The 16,404-nt window shown below is 56.3% G+C and carries 12 protein-coding genes; 4 read left to right on the forward strand and 8 right to left on the reverse strand.

The window, feature by feature from the left end; all coding sequences use genetic code 11:
• Positions 1–67: 67 nt before the first annotated feature.
• Positions 68–994, forward strand: a complete 927-nt coding sequence (gene aaeR, locus KGP24_RS21050; protein WP_223561704.1) for an HTH-type transcriptional activator AaeR — start codon at positions 68–70, stop codon at positions 992–994.
• 77 nt (positions 995–1,071) lie between these two features.
• Here aaeR and tldD read toward each other — a convergent pair whose 3' ends face one another.
• From tldD to csrD, 8 genes are all read right to left on the reverse strand, one after another.
• Positions 1,072–2,517: a metalloprotease TldD gene (gene tldD, locus KGP24_RS21055; protein ID WP_023309396.1), complete on the reverse strand. Its 1,446-nt coding sequence runs from the start codon at positions 2,515–2,517 to the stop codon at positions 1,072–1,074.
• A gap of 84 nt (positions 2,518–2,601) precedes the next feature.
• Positions 2,602–6,405, reverse strand: a complete 3,804-nt coding sequence (yhdP, locus tag KGP24_RS21060) for an AsmA2 domain-containing protein YhdP (protein WP_223561705.1) — start codon at positions 6,403–6,405, stop codon at positions 2,602–2,604.
• A 42-nt stretch (positions 6,406–6,447) separates the two neighbouring features.
• A complete protein-coding gene (rng, locus tag KGP24_RS21065; RefSeq protein ID WP_010436156.1) occupies positions 6,448–7,917 on the reverse strand; it encodes a ribonuclease G in 1,470 nt (489 codons plus the stop codon).
• Positions 7,907–8,500 (reverse strand): nucleoside triphosphate pyrophosphatase, encoded by a 594-nt coding sequence (locus tag KGP24_RS21070; protein ID WP_023309398.1) that lies wholly within the window; start codon positions 8,498–8,500, stop codon positions 7,907–7,909. The genes rng and KGP24_RS21070 overlap by 11 nt, the downstream gene beginning before the upstream one ends.
• Before the next feature lie 9 nt (positions 8,501–8,509).
• Complete coding sequence (gene mreD, locus KGP24_RS21075) at positions 8,510–8,998, reverse strand: rod shape-determining protein MreD (RefSeq protein WP_023309399.1); 489 nt, start codon at positions 8,996–8,998, stop codon at positions 8,510–8,512.
• The gene (mreC, locus tag KGP24_RS21080; RefSeq protein ID WP_023309400.1) at positions 8,998–10,014 is read right to left on the reverse strand and encodes a rod shape-determining protein MreC; all 1,017 of its coding nucleotides are present in this window, start codon (positions 10,012–10,014) and stop codon (positions 8,998–9,000) included. The genes mreD and mreC overlap by 1 nt, the downstream gene beginning before the upstream one ends.
• Before the next feature lie 62 nt (positions 10,015–10,076).
• Positions 10,077–11,120, reverse strand: a complete 1,044-nt coding sequence (mreB, locus tag KGP24_RS21085; RefSeq protein WP_000913396.1) for a rod shape-determining protein MreB — start codon at positions 11,118–11,120, stop codon at positions 10,077–10,079.
• 282 nt (positions 11,121–11,402) lie between these two features.
• Entirely contained in the window at positions 11,403–13,343 is a 1,941-nt protein-coding gene (gene csrD / locus KGP24_RS21090; RefSeq protein ID WP_223561706.1) for an RNase E specificity factor CsrD, read from the reverse strand.
• A 182-nt stretch (positions 13,344–13,525) separates the two neighbouring features.
• On the opposite strand from csrD, the gene KGP24_RS21095 reads away from it, so the two are divergent.
• The 3 genes from KGP24_RS21095 to msrQ all read left to right on the forward strand — a co-directional run bounded on the left by KGP24_RS21095 (position 13,526) and on the right by msrQ (position 16,179).
• Positions 13,526–14,500: an MDR family oxidoreductase gene (locus tag KGP24_RS21095; RefSeq protein ID WP_223561707.1), complete on the forward strand. Its 975-nt coding sequence runs from the start codon at positions 13,526–13,528 to the stop codon at positions 14,498–14,500.
• 77 nt (positions 14,501–14,577) lie between these two features.
• On the forward strand, positions 14,578–15,579 hold the full coding sequence (gene msrP, locus KGP24_RS21100) for a protein-methionine-sulfoxide reductase catalytic subunit MsrP (protein WP_223561708.1): 1,002 nt from the start codon (positions 14,578–14,580) through the stop codon (positions 15,577–15,579).
• Complete coding sequence (gene msrQ / locus KGP24_RS21105; RefSeq protein ID WP_213328838.1) at positions 15,580–16,179, forward strand: protein-methionine-sulfoxide reductase heme-binding subunit MsrQ; 600 nt, start codon at positions 15,580–15,582, stop codon at positions 16,177–16,179.
• Positions 16,180–16,404 lie beyond the last annotated feature (225 nt).

Consider the following 16,404-nt stretch of genomic DNA (forward strand, 5'->3'; position numbering starts at 1 on the left):
ATTAACGTAACAGTTATGCTGTTATCTATAATATGTGATCTAAATCACTTTTAAGCCAGAGTGAACAATGGAACGTTTAAAACGCATGTCGGTCTTCGCCAAAGTGGTTGAACTGGGCTCTTTTACCGCCGCTGCACGCCAGCTTCAGATGAGCGTCTCATCCATCAGCCAGACGGTGTCCAAACTGGAAGATGAGCTTCAGGTTAAGCTGCTCAACCGTAGCACCCGCAGTATTGGGCTGACGGAAGCGGGTAAAATTTACTATCAGGGCTGTCGCCGCATGCTGCTTGAAGTGCAGGATGTTCACGAACAGCTCTATGCATTCAACAACACCCCCATCGGCACGCTGCGCATCGGGTGTTCTTCAACTATGGCACAAAATGTTCTCGCTGCCATGACGGCGGATATGCTGAGAGAGTATCCCGGGCTTACCGTCAATCTGGTGACGGGTATCCCGGCGCCTGATCTGATTGCCGACGGGCTGGACGTGGTGATCCGCGTCGGCGCATTGCAGGATTCCAGCCTCTTCTCTCGGCGGCTTGGCAGCATGCCGATGGTCGTCTGCGCCTCGAAAAGCTATCTGGCGCAGTACGGCGTTCCGGAGAAACCCGCCGATCTAACCAACCACTCGTGGCTGGAGTACAGCGTGCGGCCCGATAATGAATTTGAGCTGATTGCCCCGGAAGGGATCTCCACCAAACTGCTGCCGGAAGGGCGGTTTATCACCAACGATCCGATGACCATTTCGCGCTGGCTGGTGGCCGGCGCCGGGATCGCCTATGTGCCGTTAATGTGGGTGATCAACGAGATTAACAGCGGCGTGCTGGAGATCCTCTTCCCGCGCTACCAGTCCGATCCGCGTCCGGTATACGCCCTGTATACCGAAAAAGACAAACTCCCGCTCAAGGTACAGGTGTGTATTAACTATCTGACCGAGTATTTTGTGGACGTGGCGGAGCTGTTTCAGGGGATGCGGGGAAGAAGGAAAGAGTAGGCCTTTTTCCAAAAGGACTAGTGAGAAAAGACAGCGCGGAGCAGTTCCCTCTCCCCTTTGGGAAGAGGGTCAGGAAATTACGCCGTGCCGCCCACCGTCAGGTTGTCCACTTTCAGCGTTGGCTGGCCCACGCCAACCGGCAGGCTCTGGCCCTCTTTACCGCAGACGCCCACGCCGTTATCCAGCTTCAGATCGTTACCGACCATCGAGATCTGCTGCATGGCTTCAATACCGGAGCCAATCAGCGTCGCACCCTTCACCGCTTTGGTCACTTTGCCTTTCTCGATCAGATACGCTTCTGACGTGGAGAAAACAAACTTACCGGAGGTAATGTCCACCTGGCCGCCGCCAAAGTTAGGCGCAAAGATACCGTAATCGACGGATTCGATAATCTCCTGCGGCGTCGATTTACCCGGCAGCATGTACGTGTTGGTCATGCGCGGCATCGGCAGATGCGCGTAAGATTCACGGCGTCCGTTGCCCGTCGGCGCGACGCCCATCAGGCGCGCGTTGAGTTTGTCCTGCATATAGCCTTTCAGCACGCCGTTTTCGATCAGCACATTGTACTGGCCTGGCGTTCCTTCATCGTCGATAGCCACCGAGCCGCGACGATCGCGCATGGTTCCATCATCCACAACGGTGCACAGCTCCGAGGAGACGAGTTGCCCGATCTGACCGCTGAACACCGACGTCCCGCGACGGTTAAAGTCGCCTTCCAGGCCGTGGCCCACCGCTTCGTGCAACAGCACGCCCGGCCAGCCGGCACCCAGCACCACCGGGAATGAGCCCGCTGGCGCCGCGACGGCATTCAGATTCACCAGCGCCATGCGCACCGCTTCTTTTGCCCACGCGTCGGCGCGGGCTTCACCGTCAACGTCACCCAGGAACCAGTCATAGCCGAAACGACCGCCACCGCCGCTTGAGCCGCGCTCGCGTTTGCCGTCGTCATCGACCTGCACGCTGATGGAGAGACGCACCAGCGGGCGAACATCTGCCGCCAGGGTACCGTCCGTTGCCGCAACCAGAATCAACTCATACACACCGCTCAGGCTGGCAGAAACTTCCTGCACGCGTTTGTCCGCCGCGCGCGCCACTTTGTCCACGCGACGCAGGATATCCAGCTTCTCTTCACGGCTCATGCTCTGCAGCGGATCGATGCTGGTATAGAGCGCAGAGTGCTGCACTTCTCCCAGCGTTTTCACACGACCATCGCCGGTATCACGCACAATGGTGCGCGCGGCCTGAGCGCTCTGCTCAAGTGCGGCGAGGCTAATCTGATCGGCATAGGCAAAACCGGTTTTCTCGCCGCTGACGGCGCGGACGCCGACGCCCTGGTCGATATTGTAAGAGCCATCTTTGATGATGCTGTCTTCTAAAACCCAGGATTCGTGATAGCTCGACTGGAAATAAAGATCGCCGTAGTCGAGACGGCGTTCGGTCAGTTGACCAAGAATGGAGAACAGGTCCTGATGGTTCAGGCCGTTCGCTGCGAGCAAATGTTCACTTACCAGGTTCAGACTCATCGTATTGCTACTCGTTCGTTGCCGCCTGTGGCGGTATAAAGATCGTATTTATTGAGAGTGAGGCAATTACCTGCCCACGTCAAATCATTGCTGTGCATCTTTGCGCGGCTGGCGCAGCACCTCGTTAATCTGCGGTTTATCGATCGGACCGGTGATGCGGTAGCGCAGAATGGAGACCTTGCTCCACAGCGGCCCCAGCACTTTGCTGGCGGCAAACACCGCCGCACCGACAATCGGGTTAACCACGAAGGCCGCCGCAACGCCCACGCTCGCGGAAATTTCCGGTGCCACCACGGCTTCCATATCCAGCTCGCGGCGCACGAGGTTGACTGAGCCTTTCATGGCAATATCCGCTTCCAGGCCATCCACCAGCGTATCGTCCGTATGCAGAACGCCGTCCTTGATCCACGCCGTGCTGCGGATTGAATCGTAGTAGAAACCTTCGCTGAAGGTATCGCTGAAATCAAAGCGCAGCTTGCGCAGCAGCGCATCAAAACTCAGCAGGCGCAGGATCTGCCCGGCGCGCCCCGTGCTCACGTCGGCAATTTCACCTTTGCCAAAGCGGGTTTTCAGAATGCCGTTCAGCGAGGCTTCATCCGGCCTCCACGGGGCATCACGCCAGTGAAGATCGTAATCAACGTCAAATGACGAGCCGCGCAGCGGAGTGGTGATACCAAAGAAATTGGTTGCCGCATCCAGTTTGTTGCCTTTAATGTCGCCTTTAAGGGAAGTTCGCTGCTCGCCCGGGTTATTCACCCATTCCCCGCCCGCCGTCATGCGGCCAAAGCCGGTGTCGATCAATCCGCCGGAGAGCGTAAGCGTATTTCCCTGAATGGCAAAATCACCGTCGATGCGGCCATATTTCTGCCCCCACAGCCAACACTCTGCACAGCGCAGCTGAAGATCGGGCCAGCCGCTAAAATCGATGCGGGATGTCTTACTCAGCGGCGACGTCTCTGCCGGTTTGTCTTTCACGCTCGCGGCACTTGTCGGGTTGTAGTAGAGATAGCGGATCGCCGCCTGCCACGGCGCGTGATTGCGCATGGTCAGCGTGCCGTTGATCTCCCTTCCCTGGGCCTCCACCTTCGTGCCGTTGGCGCCAGGCTGCGAGACAATGCTCAGGTTGTTCCACTGCTGTCCGCCCAGCATCAGCGACGGCGTGCGTACGGTAATGGCTTGCGGGAACTGGGCGGTTTCATCAACGTTTTGCCCAACGCCTTTCTGGAACAGCGCCAGCCACTCTGCACCGTCCATCGGTGGGAGATTCAGCTCAATGCCCGGCTGCTCCGGCAGCGGCGGGGTGGAGCGGCTATCCGTTGTCCAGATGGCTTTGTCGAGGGTGAGCTTGCGGTTAAGCAGCCAGCGGCTGTTGAAGTGGTTCGTCCCGCCCGCGCTGCCGGTCAGCTCGAAGCTGTTCAGGTTGCCATCAACGTTCAGCTTCACCGGCAGCGGCTGTCCGGCCTGTTTATCCAGCGGCGCAGGCAGCTGGCTCTGAAGGTTTTTCAGATCGCCCGTGATGTCGACCTTATACCGGGCACCAGCGTGATAAGGCAGGTCGATTGCCACTTTACCCTGCCAGGCGACCGCCCCCTCCACTGACGCCTCAATGGGCTTCGGCAGGACGTCCATTCGCGCTGGCTGCCAGTTGCCGTCCAGATTGACGGCCACCTGATAGGCCTTTTCACCCTCGGTAGTCGTGAAGTCGATATTAACGGGCTGATTAAACCAGCTGGCCGTAAGCGGCTCGCTCTTAAGGTTACCGTTCTCAAAGCTGAACTGCCCGCTGAGATTTTTCAGCGTGCTCTCAAGGGGTTTGATGAACAGGCTGTTGTTCTTAAGGCGGACATCACCTTTGGCGGTGGTCATCTCTCCGTCCAGAGGAATATCAAGATGTAAGCGAGCATTCACATCGCCATCAAGCTGCAGCTGCTGAAGCGTCGCGGCCAGCGACTCTTTCAAGGGGGTGTCCTCAAAGTACGGTCCCACCGCCTTGCCAGGACCGTTGATATCGGCATCAATCAGCAGCTTCTCTTTTGAGTAGTCCGGAATGTTGGCCGTCAGGTTGCTGGCCGTCACGCCGCCCAGCGCCACGCTGTCGGATTTCATCCATAGTCCGTCATTGAGGAAGTTGAGTTCGATATCCAGGTTTTTCAGCGCGGGCCAGCCGGGCTGGAACGCGAAGGTGGCGTCATGCAGCGGCACCAGCACCTGGAACTGACCTTCATTATGTTTGTACGGGAAAAGATGCGGATTGCCGCCGTAGACCAGCGTGGCATTGTCCGCCTGACCGCCCTGAATTGCGCCGCTCAGATAGTCGACCAGGGCTTTTCCCATCAGGTTTTCCGGGAAGTAGCGCCAGGCCTGAGAACCGTCATCAGTGCTAATCCCCGCCAGAATGCCCAGCCACGGCTCATCACCTTCAGGCTGCAGATAGCGGAAATCGCCGCGCGCGTGTACCGCTTTGGCTTTCACATCGATATGCCGGCCATCGAGCTGAAAACCCTTGTCGTTACGGAGCCAGTTAAGTACCGCGCTGCCCTGTTCGATTTCCAGCGGCGCGCGGAAGACCGTCTCGTAAGGCATTTTGGCGTCGTGCATATCAACCGTCAGCCTGCCGTTTTCCACGCTGCCTTCCAGCTTGCCGCTAAAGTGCTCAGCTCCCGGCAGCAGCTTCCACTGCTTCCAGGCCAGATCTTTCCATGTTGCCTGGAAGCGGGTTTTTTCCGTCGCCTGCAGCGGGATATCCAGCGCCAGAGAATCAATCTTTCCGCTCGGCTGCGTAGCCAGCCAGATCTCACCCAGGTCAGGAGATATCTTTGCCGCCATCGAGCGCAGGCCTTCAATGGCAGCCAAATCGAGGTTGCTGGCGCGGATGCGCAGCTCGTCGCTGCGTTTACTGGCCGTGCCGCCGACGTCCTGCTCCGGCATCCAGGCCAGCGTTAGCGCACCGCGCGGCCACGGCTTGCCGTCCATTGTGATGCGGGTATCGGGAATGGCAAACTGCCAGCCCTCTTTCTCCTGCGTCACGTGCGCAGTGAGGCTATCGACGGAAAGCTGATGCTGCTGTTTTTCGCCTTTCCAACTTGCGCCCCCCTGCTTGAGCCATATATCGCCGCTGGCAAATTTCCCTTTTGTCAGGGTCAGCCAGCCTTCAAGACTGAAGCGGGCCGTTTCCAGCTGCATATTTTGCTGGAGCCAGTCGCCCAGCCATGGCTTAACGTCCACATCGTCGGCCTGCAGCCAGACTTTGCCGTTATTTAACAGGCCGTCATCGTCGCGCAGATCCATGCGCACCTGCATCACGCCGTGCTGGCCGTTGAGGCTTGAGAGATTAACCTGCCCCTCGGCGCGGTGACGTTCTTTACCGTTGAGCCAGGTCAGCTGAGGGATCGCCAGTTCGGCGCGCTGGCCGGAAAGGGTAATAAAGCTCACTTCGCTGTCGCGCAGATCGAAATGATCGAACTGGCGGAGGAAAAGATCGCTGAAGCGGTTGGCTTCAAGACCCTGACCGCTATCGCCGCCAGACAGCGGCGTATTGGTCAGGAACTGGAGTTGATAAAAGGTGAGATCGCGAAACTGCCAGCGCAGATGCAGCAGGCTTTGCCAGACGTCAAGCGCCAGGGTTACGCGTTTGATTTTCAGGTAGCCGCCATCTTTCAGGCTGGCGTTGATATCCCGGACATCGAGCGTCGGGCCAAAATTCTGCCAGTTAGCGCTAATCTGGCTTACGTTCACCGGCACGCCGGTGGTGGATTCGATTTTAGCCAGCAGCTGCGGACGCCAGCTGTCCAGATGCGGTAATACGAGGCGTAGCCCGCTCACGAGCAACGCGACAATCACGACCAGCGTTGCCCCTGTAAGCAATAAAATCCCCGGCAATCGCCTCACGCATCTCTCCTTGTCAGCTTTCGTCACGCAGCGTACTGCGTCTTACATCATCACGACGTCAAACTGCTCCTGGTTATAGAGCGGTTCAATTTGTACTTTTACCTGTTTGCCGACAAAGATTTCCACTTCCGCCAGCGCGTGTGACTCTTCGCCTTTCAGCGCTTCAGCCACCGCAGGGGAAGCATAGACCAGAAAACGATCGGAGTCGTAGGCATGATGAACACGGACGATTTCGCGCATAATTTCGTAGCAGACGGTCTCAACCGTCTTTACCGTTCCGCGTCCATGGCAGGTTGGGCATTCATTACACAGCACATGCTCAACGCTTTCACGAGTACGCTTACGCGTCATTTCCACCAGCCCCAGCTGCGAGAAGCCGTTGATGCTGGTTTTCACGCGATCTTTGCTCAGCGCCTGCTCAAGCGAGTGCAGCACGCGGCGGCGATGGTCTTCATTACTCATATCGATGAAGTCGATGATGATAATGCCGCCCAGATTGCGCAGACGAAGCTGGCGCGCAATCGCCTGCGTGGCTTCGATGTTGGTGTTGAAGATGGTGTCATCCAGGTTGCGATGGCCGACAAACGCGCCGGTGTTGATATCGACGGTGGTCATCGCTTCGGTCTGATCGATGATCAGATAGCCGCCTGACTTCAGCTCGACCTTACGCTCCAGCGCACGCTGGATCTCGTTTTCGACATCATAGAGATCGAAGATCGGCTGACGCCCTGAATAATGCTCCAGCAGGCCAGGCATCTCCGGGATATATTCGGCGGTAAACTCCAGCAGGGCTTCATAGGTCAGGCGCGAGTCCACGCGAATGCGGTCGAGCTGGGCATCAGCAAAGTCGCGCAGAACGCGCTGAGCAAGGGCCAGTTCACCGTAAAGCTGGTAGCGGGTCTGGTTGCGTTTTTTACGCTCCATTACCTTGGTCCAGACGCGCTTCAGGTAAGCCGCATCTGACGCGAGGTCTTCTTCGCTGATCCCTTCCGCAGCGGTACGGATGATAAATCCACCCTGTTCATCGCAGTAGGCGCTGACCACTTTCTTCAGACGCTCGCGCTCGGTTTCGCTCTCAATACGCTGCGAAACGCCCACGTGCGACGCACCGGGCATAAAGACCAGATAGCGGGAAGGTAAGGTGATGTCGGTGGTCAGACGGGCGCCTTTGGTACCGAGGGGGTCTTTCACCACCTGCACCATCAGATCCTGTCCCTGACGCACCAGTTCAGAAATATCGCGCACGGCAAACTGCTTTTGCTCTTCGCCCGCGACGCACTCGGTGTGCGGCATGATATCGGAGGCATGTAAAAATGCCGCCTTATCCAGTCCAATATCTACAAAAGCCGCCTGCATACCCGGTAGTACACGACTGACACGACCTTTGTAGATATTGCCTACTATTCCGCGCCGCGCTTCACGCTCAATATGAATTTCCTGAAGAATGCCACCATCAATATAGGCCACACGGGTTTCCGATGGCGTTACGTTTACCAACAATTCAGCCGTCATAATTATCCCTTCCCTCACGCAGTGAGTTAAAATTGCTCAGCAACTCATACGTTTCCACCAGCGGTAAGCCGACTACGGCGTGATAGCTGCCATTAATCTTCCTGACAAAACAGCCACCCAGCCCCTGAATACCGTATGCACCTGCTTTATCCATCGGTTCACCGCTGGCAATATAAGCGGCGATGTCGTCGTCGGTAAGTACTCTGAAGGTCACTTCTGTCACTACCAGGCAATCCAGCACGTGCTGGCGGTCAGCCAGCGCGACGGCCGTCATCACCTGATGCGTTTGTCCGGACATTTTGTGCAGCATGCGCGCCGCATGATCGGCATCGCGCGGTTTCTCAAGCACTTCACCGTTCAGAATAACGATGGTATCTGCTCCCAGCACGGGAAGATCGCGCGGCACACTCGCCACGCCCGCCTGCGCTTTCTCGCGCGCCAGGCGAGACACGTACTGTTGAGCGCTTTCGCCCTCAGCACGTTTTTCTTCAATGCCGGTAACGATGCGTTCAAAAGAGACCCCTAGCTGCGTCAGGAGTTCCTGACGGCGCGGGGAGCCGGAAGCGAGATACAAAGACGTCATAGAAACCTTTTATTGCACAGCAAACTGCTGGCGAACCTTACGCATCAGCAGGAATAACCATGGCCAGAGCACACCGTTTACTACACTACTCCAGAACACTTCCGGTCGGAAAGAGACGTTGATCACTAAAAACTCTGCCCAGAAAACAACGATATCCGCAGCGAGCGACAATAGCATCACCACCAGGGCCTGTTGCCAGAGCGCAAGGTTGCGAAAGAGCTGGAATTTGAGTGCGACGAGGTACGCAATAATGCTCATGGACAAGGCGCGCACGCCAAGCGTAGAGCCGCTAATGAGATCCAGTATGGCACCCATCACAAAACCTGTGCCGACATTTACGCGATGCGGCAGGGCAAGGATCCAGTAGAGTAAAATGAGTAATACCCAGTTTGGCCGGAAAACGAGAATGTCATCCGGCCAGGGCATCACTTGCAGTAACAGTGCAATGAGAAACGAGAGCCAGATGACCCAGCGTCCCTGGCTACGATAGCTTGCCACTACTGCCCTCCCGAAGAGAGTTTAGGCGGTGGCGGCGCATCCGGCAGCGGCTGCGTTAATCCGGTTGCCGGTGCCGGTACTGGCGCAGGCGGCCCCATGGAATCCGCAGGAGGAAGAACCTGCGGCATCATCTGCATCAGGCGCTCGTTTGCTACACGATGCACCTCTTCAGGCGTCATCGGATTAGCACCGTTACGATCGGCGCCCCACAGCAGCAGCAGATAGCGCAGACGCTGCAAACCGGCGGTTGGACGAGCCTGAATCACGGTGTAGGCACGCTGAGTATCCAGCTTGACCGAAGAGACCACCGCAACCGGATAGCCTTCAGGGAAGCGTCCACCCAGGCCGGACGTTACCAGCACGTCGCCCACGCGGATATCCGTGTTAGCCGGCAGGTGTTCCAGCTGCAGGTCGTCCGTACAGCCGTTACCGGCCGCAATCACGCGGATGTCGTTGCGCAGGACCTGGATCGGTAACGCATGCGTGGCATCGCAAATCAGCAGCACGCGGCTGGTCAGTTTAGCCACGGCAACAACCTGGCCCACTACGCCTTTATCACTAATAACTGGCTGACCTTCATACACCCCGTTCACGCTCCCTTTGTCGATCACAACCTGATCGCTGTAGGGGTCGTTCACGGTGGAGATCACCTGCGTAACCATTTTCTGCTCATCCTGACGCAGCGGGGAGCCGAGCAGTTCACGCAGACGCGCGTTTTCCTGCTTGTATTGCCCCAGCATCAGCAGTTCGCTGTTTTTCAGCAGTAATTCCTGACGTAATGCCCGGTTTTCGAGTTCGAGTTGGTCGCGCGAAGACAACGTTTGAGAAACGGAGTCGAGCAGTTCACGGGGACCATTTGAAACAAAGTAGAAAGGACTGACGGCGGTATCCATGTACGTTCTGATCTGGCTGAACGTACCGAGGCGGCTATCGGCAATGATGACCCCAAGCGCAACCAGAACCGCCAGAATAAGGCGAAACTGTAGCGATGGGCCACGGCTAAAAATTGGCTTCATAGGCTATGCGTATTCTCGCGTCAGAGAGAAAGGGTAGCAAATTGCTACCCTCTCAAACTCGACTACTCTTCGCTGAACAAATCGCCGCCGTGCATGTCGATCATTTCCAGCGCCTTGCCACCACCACGGGCGACGCAAGTCAGTGGATCTTCTGCAACTACGACAGGAATACCTGTCTCTTCCATCAACAGGCGGTCGAGGTTACGCAGCAGCGCACCACCACCGGTCAGAACCATACCGCGCTCGGAGATATCGGACGCCAGCTCTGGTGGGCACTGTTCCAGCGCAACCATTACCGCGCTTACGATGCCCGTCAGTGGTTCCTGCAGCGCTTCCAGAATTTCGTTGGAGTTCAGGGTGAAACCGCGTGGAACACCTTCAGCCAGGTTACGGCCACGTACTTCGATCTCACGCACTTCATCGCCCGGATACGCAGAGCCGATTTCGTGTTTGATACGCTCTGCGGTGGCTTCACCGATCAGAGAGCCGTAGTTACGGCGTACATAATTAATGATGGCTTCGTCGAAGCGGTCACCACCGATACGTACGGAAGAGGAGTACACCACGCCGTTCAGAGAGATAACGGCCACTTCAGTGGTACCACCACCGATATCCACCACCATGGAACCGGTCGCTTCAGACACAGGCAGACCTGCACCGATTGCCGCCGCCATTGGCTCTTCAATCAGGAACACTTCACGCGCACCTGCACCCTGGGCAGATTCACGGATTGCGCGACGCTCTACCTGGGTTGCCCCAACCGGCACACACACCAGAACACGCGGGCTTGGACGCATGAAGCTGTTGCTGTGAACCTGCTTGATGAAGTGCTGAAGCATTTTTTCAGTAACAAAGAAGTCAGCGATAACGCCGTCTTTCATTGGGCGAATAGCGGCGATGTTGCCCGGGGTACGACCCAGCATCTGCTTCGCGTCATGACCCACTGCGGCCACGCTTTTCGGCGAGCCTGCACGATCCTGACGAATGGCCACAACGGAAGGCTCATTCAATACGATGCCTTGTCCTTTTACATAAATAAGGGTATTCGCGGTACCCAGGTCAATGGACAGGTCATTGGAAAACATGCCACGAAATTTTTTCAACATACTAAGGGATAATCCTGAAAGCTGGGGCGGAAAACAAAATCCGCTTACTTTACCAACCACACGCAGCAGCGACAAGGCGCAAAAATCATCTGCAACGGTGAAAATTTGTGCAGTACGTTTCCTGATGTTACAAAATCATCCCCTGACTCCCTCAGGGCTGAGTAAACAGTAGCGTTCCCCACTGACGTTTGTAACCCGTTAAAGGTCGTTCACTGGCTTTTTGCTCGACATACTCAAAGCTACAGGCGCGATATTCTACGTGAAAACAGCGTAAACGGCAGGTCAAACAGAGTATCTTTGCAAATATTTTTTCACGTTGGTGTCAAGCGGTTGAGAGGCAGCAAAAAAATCCCCCTGACCACCCATTACACCGCGCTCTGTTAACATCTGCCATTCCCCTCTGGATCGTACGCCCGTAGCAAATACTTGTGTTCGCGTTCCCTTGCATGCTTCTACCAGACTCTGTACCAGCAGCTGGTTTTCCGTACGCTTCTCAATATTCCTTACCAGCCCTGGATGTAGCTTTAATAACTCCACATCCAGCTCCTTAATCCAGTCGGTACTGACCAGCGTTAAACCTGCCTGCGTCACCGCGACACGCGCACCGAGCGCATTGATCAAACGTACCACCGGACGTAACCGGCTGATGTGTTGACCTACATCGGCCTCAGCAAGTTCAAAAATAATGTGTTTGCGTTGCGATTTTTCGCATTGCATTAATGTATCACGTAGCCAGCGCTGAAAACGTGGACGTATTAACGACTCCACGGTGACCTGCAGCGCCAGGTTTTCTTCCGGCCAGAAAGATAAAAACGGAATCAGCCGGGTAATTTGCTGGCGGTCATACTCTTCGGACAGGCCGAATTGCATGACCATCGGCAGATATTCCGCCGAGATAACCTCTTCCGAACCGTCAAAAATACGGCACATCAGTTCACGGTGATGAACGTTGCCATTTTTCATTACCGCGGGTTTTTGATAAATACGTGGCCCGCCGCGGCTAAGCATTTGCTCAATCAGCGTTCGCCAGCGCACGTTGCCACGCCCTTTTTCCGGCAGCGAGTCATCATAAATCGCCCAGCCGTTCGCCCCCTGCAGGACGGCGTTGCGGGTAGCGGCTTCCGCATGCTCCATCACCTGTTCTGTTGATTGTCCGCCACGCCAGGCGCAGATCCCTATGTGGACCATATCGTCCCTGTCGAGCATTTTGCTCTGCGGCAACGCATCCACCGCCTTCAGCAGCTGGCTGGCGATGCTTTCCGACTCTTTCAGCGTACGGTGCGGCAGCAACACGGCAAAGTCGCTGCGGTGATAGCGGGCCAGTAATGCGCCCGGGTAGCGCATAATAAAGGTGGAGAGCAGGTTGATCAGCGTAAAGAGATTTTCTTCCGCGTCCCGCTGTCCCCAGGTGTCGCGCAGGAGATCGAAATCGGGCAGGCGAATCATCATCACCACCCCATGTGTCCCCACTTTTTCTGAATCGTCAAGCAGCGTGGCGAGCTGATTATCAAAGAAAAGACGGTTATTAAGACCGGTTTTATTATCCTGCGCTGCATAAGAGCGGATCAGTGTATCCATACGGCTGCGCTGGTCGCTGGCAAACTGGACTTCGGAGAGCAAGGTATCCAGCGCGCTACTGGCGCGTGACGGCCACTCATGGACAGAGCCACGCACCTGCGGGCCGCGTTCACCGTTCAGGATACGTACGGAGCGCATCTCCAGCAGCTCCTGGCCGGAGAGCTGGCGGCGCAGCCAGCGGACCGCGAGAAAGATCAGCAGAACGATAAACGCCACCGCGACGGTGAGCGGCGCGGTGGTCATCATGGAACGGAAATAGCTGGCCATCGGATCGAGATAGACCATGCGTATGGTCATCCCCGGATTTTTGAGGGAATGCACCGTCACTTCCCGATACTGGCTCACCACGCCCGCAGGACGATAACTTCCCGACCGTTCATGGCTTAAAACACGATGCTTTCCCTGCTGAATGTCGATCTGAACAATATCAACAGGTACCATCAACTCATCAAGCTCACTGGAGAGCGCCGGTAGCGGCGTCGTCAGCAGACGCGTATCAATCACCGACGCGACAGACTGTACCCGGTTGACCAGTTTATCCTGAATGGCGTTGTAGAAGCTTAGAGAGCAGCCGAGAAGGGTGACAAAAATGGTAAGCCCCGTCAGCAAGGTGATAAAAGCTGAGAACTTCGTCGTTAATCGCATCCTTGAGATTACTCCGTGGGTTGATGGGGTAGCGAGTAAGCGCTAACTTGCATTTCAAATGCGGCATACTACCAAATCAGGTGTATCTGGCAATTCATTGCGTTAAATCGGCACTGCGTTTCCCTGAGCGAGTATAGTCTTCAGAAATTATTTTCCAATCACATGAGTCGAGAGGACCCCGTATGCAGGCTTTGATCTTAGAACAGCAGGACGGCAAAACGCTTGCCTCAGTGCAGGCGGTAGAAGAGAGTCGCCTGCCGGAAGGCGAAGTAACCGTCGACATCGACTGGTCCAGCTTAAATTATAAAGATGCGCTGGCGATTACCGGTAAGGGTAAAATCATCCGAAATTTCCCTATGGTGCCAGGTATTGATTTCGCGGGCCGGGTTCATACCAGCGAGGATCCGCGCTTCCATCCGGGCCAGCAGGTACTGCTCACCGGCTGGGGCGTGGGTGAAAATCACTGGGGTGGGCTGGCAACGCAGGCGCGCGTGAAGGGCGACTGGCTGGTGCCGATGCCGAAAGGCATGGATGGCCGTAAGGCGATGATCGTCGGCACGGCAGGATTTACCGCCATGCTGTGCGTGATGGCGCTGGAAGATGCGGGTATCCGCCCTGAGTCGGGTGAAATTGTCGTCACCGGCGCCAGCGGCGGCGTGGGCAGCACGGCTGTCACGCTGCTCCACAAGCTGGGCTATCAGGTCGCTGCGGTGTCTGGGCGTGAAAGTACCCATGACTATCTGCGCCAGCTCGGTGCAAACCGCATTCTCAGCCGTGACGAATTCGCTGAAACCCGCCCGCTGGAAAAACAGGTCTGGGCAGGGGCTGTGGATACCGTCGGTGATAAGGTGCTGGCAAAAGTCCTGGCGCAGATGAACTACGGCGGCTGCGTGGCAGCCTGCGGTCTGGCGGGCGGATTTGCCCTGCCAACCACCGTGATGCCATTTATTCTGCGTAACGTCCGCCTGCAGGGTGTGGATTCCGTGATGACCCCGCCGTCTCGTCGCCATGAAGCCTGGGAACGGCTGGTGCGCGATCTGCCGGAATCTTTCTATACCCAGAGCGCGACGGAGATTAACCTAAGCCAGGCGCCGGAATACGCCAGTAAGATCATGGACAACCAGTTCCACGGCCGCGCGCTGGTGAAAATCGCCTAATCTTCAAATTTTCGTGACATATTCGCGCGAATCCCTCTCCTCCGTCATGCTTAGAAAAACGCATGACGGAGGATGCCATGAAAAACCGAAAACTGACGGAAGCCGACGTAACGTCTGAGTCTGTCTTTATGCTACAGCGCCGCCAGATCCTGAAAATGCTTGGCATCAGTGCCACAGCCCTGACGCTCTCTCCGGCGGCACACGCCGACCTGCTCGACTGGTTTAAAGGCAACGATCGACCGAAGGCTCCTTCCGGCGCCCCGCTCACCTTTACTAAACCGGCTGAATGGCAAAAAAAACTGACGCTCACGCCGGAAGATAAAGTCACCGGCTACAACAACTTCTACGAATTTGGTCTCGATAAGGCCGATCCTGCCGCCAACGCGGGAAGCCTTAAAACCGACCCTTGGACGCTAAAGATTGATGGCGAAGTGGCGAAACCCCTGACGCTGGACCACCACGATCTCACCACCCGTTTCCCGCTCGAAGAGCGTATCTATCGCATGCGCTGTGTGGAAGCCTGGTCGATGGTGGTGCCGTGGGTCGGCTTCCCGCTGCATAAACTACTGGCGATGGTTGAGCCCACCAGCAACGCAAAATATGTCGCTTTCCAGACGCGCTATGCGCCGGACGAGATGCCCGGGCAGAAAGATCGGTTTATTGGCGGCGGGCTTGATTATCCGTATGTGGAAGGGTTACGTCTCGATGAAGCTATGCACCCCCTTACCCTGCTGACCGTCGGCGTTTATGGCAAAGCGCTTCCACCGCAGAACGGTGCCCCCATCCGTTTAACCGTACCGTGGAAATATGGCTTCAAAGGGATTAAATCTATTGTCAGCATTAAGCTTACCCGCGAACGTCCGCCAACCACCTGGAATCTGGCAGCCCCGGACGAATACGGTTTCTTCGCCAACGTGAACCCGCACGTGGATCATCCGCGCTGGTCGCAGGCAACCGAGCGGTTTATCGGTTCCGGCGGCGCGCTGGACGTCAAGCGCCAGCCGACGCTGCTGTTTAACGGCTATGCGGATGAAGTGGCCTCGCTTTACCGTGGTCTCAATTTACGGGAGAACTTCTGAGTGCGTTTAACGGCAAAACAGATCACCTGGCTGAAAGTGCTTCTGCACCTGGCCGGGTTACTTCCTTTTATATGGCTGTTCTGGGCCGCCAGCCAGGGGCTCTTTAGCGCAGACCCTGCAAAGGATATCCAGCATTTTACCGGTCGGATGGCTCTGAAATTTTTGCTGGCCACCTTGCTCGTCTCGCCGCTGGCGCGCTACGCTAAACAGCCCTTATTGATACGCACCCGTCGGCTGTTAGGGCTATGGTGTTTTGCCTGGGCCACGCTGCACCTCACCAGCTACGCCCTGCTGGAACTGGGAATTAACAATCTGGCACTGCTTGGCCGCGAACTGGTGACGCGTCCTTATCTGACGCTGGGTATCGTGAGCTGGGTGGTTTTACTGGCGTTAGCGCTTACCTCCACGCAATATGCGCAGCGGAAACTGGGCAGGCGCTGGCAGCTGCTGCACAACTTCGTCTATCTTGTCGCGATCCTCGCCCCCATTCATTACCTGTGGTCGGTGAAGATTCTCTCCCCGCAGCCGGTCCTTTATGCACTGGCGGCCGTGGCGCTTTTAGCATGGCGTTACAAGAAGTTCCGCCAGTGGTGGCGATAGTTCGCGAAAGTGTGCGTTTTCCCTCAGATTCCCCGTCAACCGCAAATCTTTTTCGGATAGCGGTTGATAATCTTCCCTGATAAGACCAGTATTTAGCTGCTAAATGCTACGAAATCGTTATAATGTGCGACCTTGGTTCGCCTGACAGCGGTTTTAAGCCTCTGAAAAGGTGACATTTGCGCTTCGAAGGTATATTTTGTTTTTTACCCGAAAATCGCAGGAGAT

The organism is Enterobacter sp. JBIWA008 (genome assembly GCF_019968765.1).
Taxonomy (GTDB): domain Bacteria; phylum Pseudomonadota; class Gammaproteobacteria; order Enterobacterales; family Enterobacteriaceae; genus Enterobacter.

Bases quoted from the DNA above. Each gene is read 5' to 3' on its own strand.
- mreC (WP_023309400.1), bottom strand. From the start codon at position 10,014: ATGAAGCCAATTTTTAGCCGTGGCCCATCGCTACAGTTTCGCCTTATT.
- KGP24_RS21095 (WP_223561707.1), top strand. From the start codon at position 13,526: ATGCAGGCTTTGATCTTAGAACAGCAGGACGGCAAAACGCTTGCCTCA.
- mreB (WP_000913396.1), bottom strand. From the start codon at position 11,120: ATGTTGAAAAAATTTCGTGGCATGTTTTCCAATGACCTGTCCATTGAC.
- aaeR (WP_223561704.1), top strand. From the start codon at position 68: ATGGAACGTTTAAAACGCATGTCGGTCTTCGCCAAAGTGGTTGAACTG.
- rng (WP_010436156.1), bottom strand. From the start codon at position 7,917: ATGACGGCTGAATTGTTGGTAAACGTAACGCCATCGGAAACCCGTGTG.
- msrP (WP_223561708.1), top strand. From the start codon at position 14,578: ATGAAAAACCGAAAACTGACGGAAGCCGACGTAACGTCTGAGTCTGTC.
- csrD (WP_223561706.1), bottom strand. From the start codon at position 13,343: ATGCGATTAACGACGAAGTTCTCAGCTTTTATCACCTTGCTGACGGGG.
- KGP24_RS21070 (WP_023309398.1), bottom strand. From the start codon at position 8,500: ATGACGTCTTTGTATCTCGCTTCCGGCTCCCCGCGCCGTCAGGAACTC.
- tldD (WP_023309396.1), bottom strand. From the start codon at position 2,517: ATGAGTCTGAACCTGGTAAGTGAACATTTGCTCGCAGCGAACGGCCTG.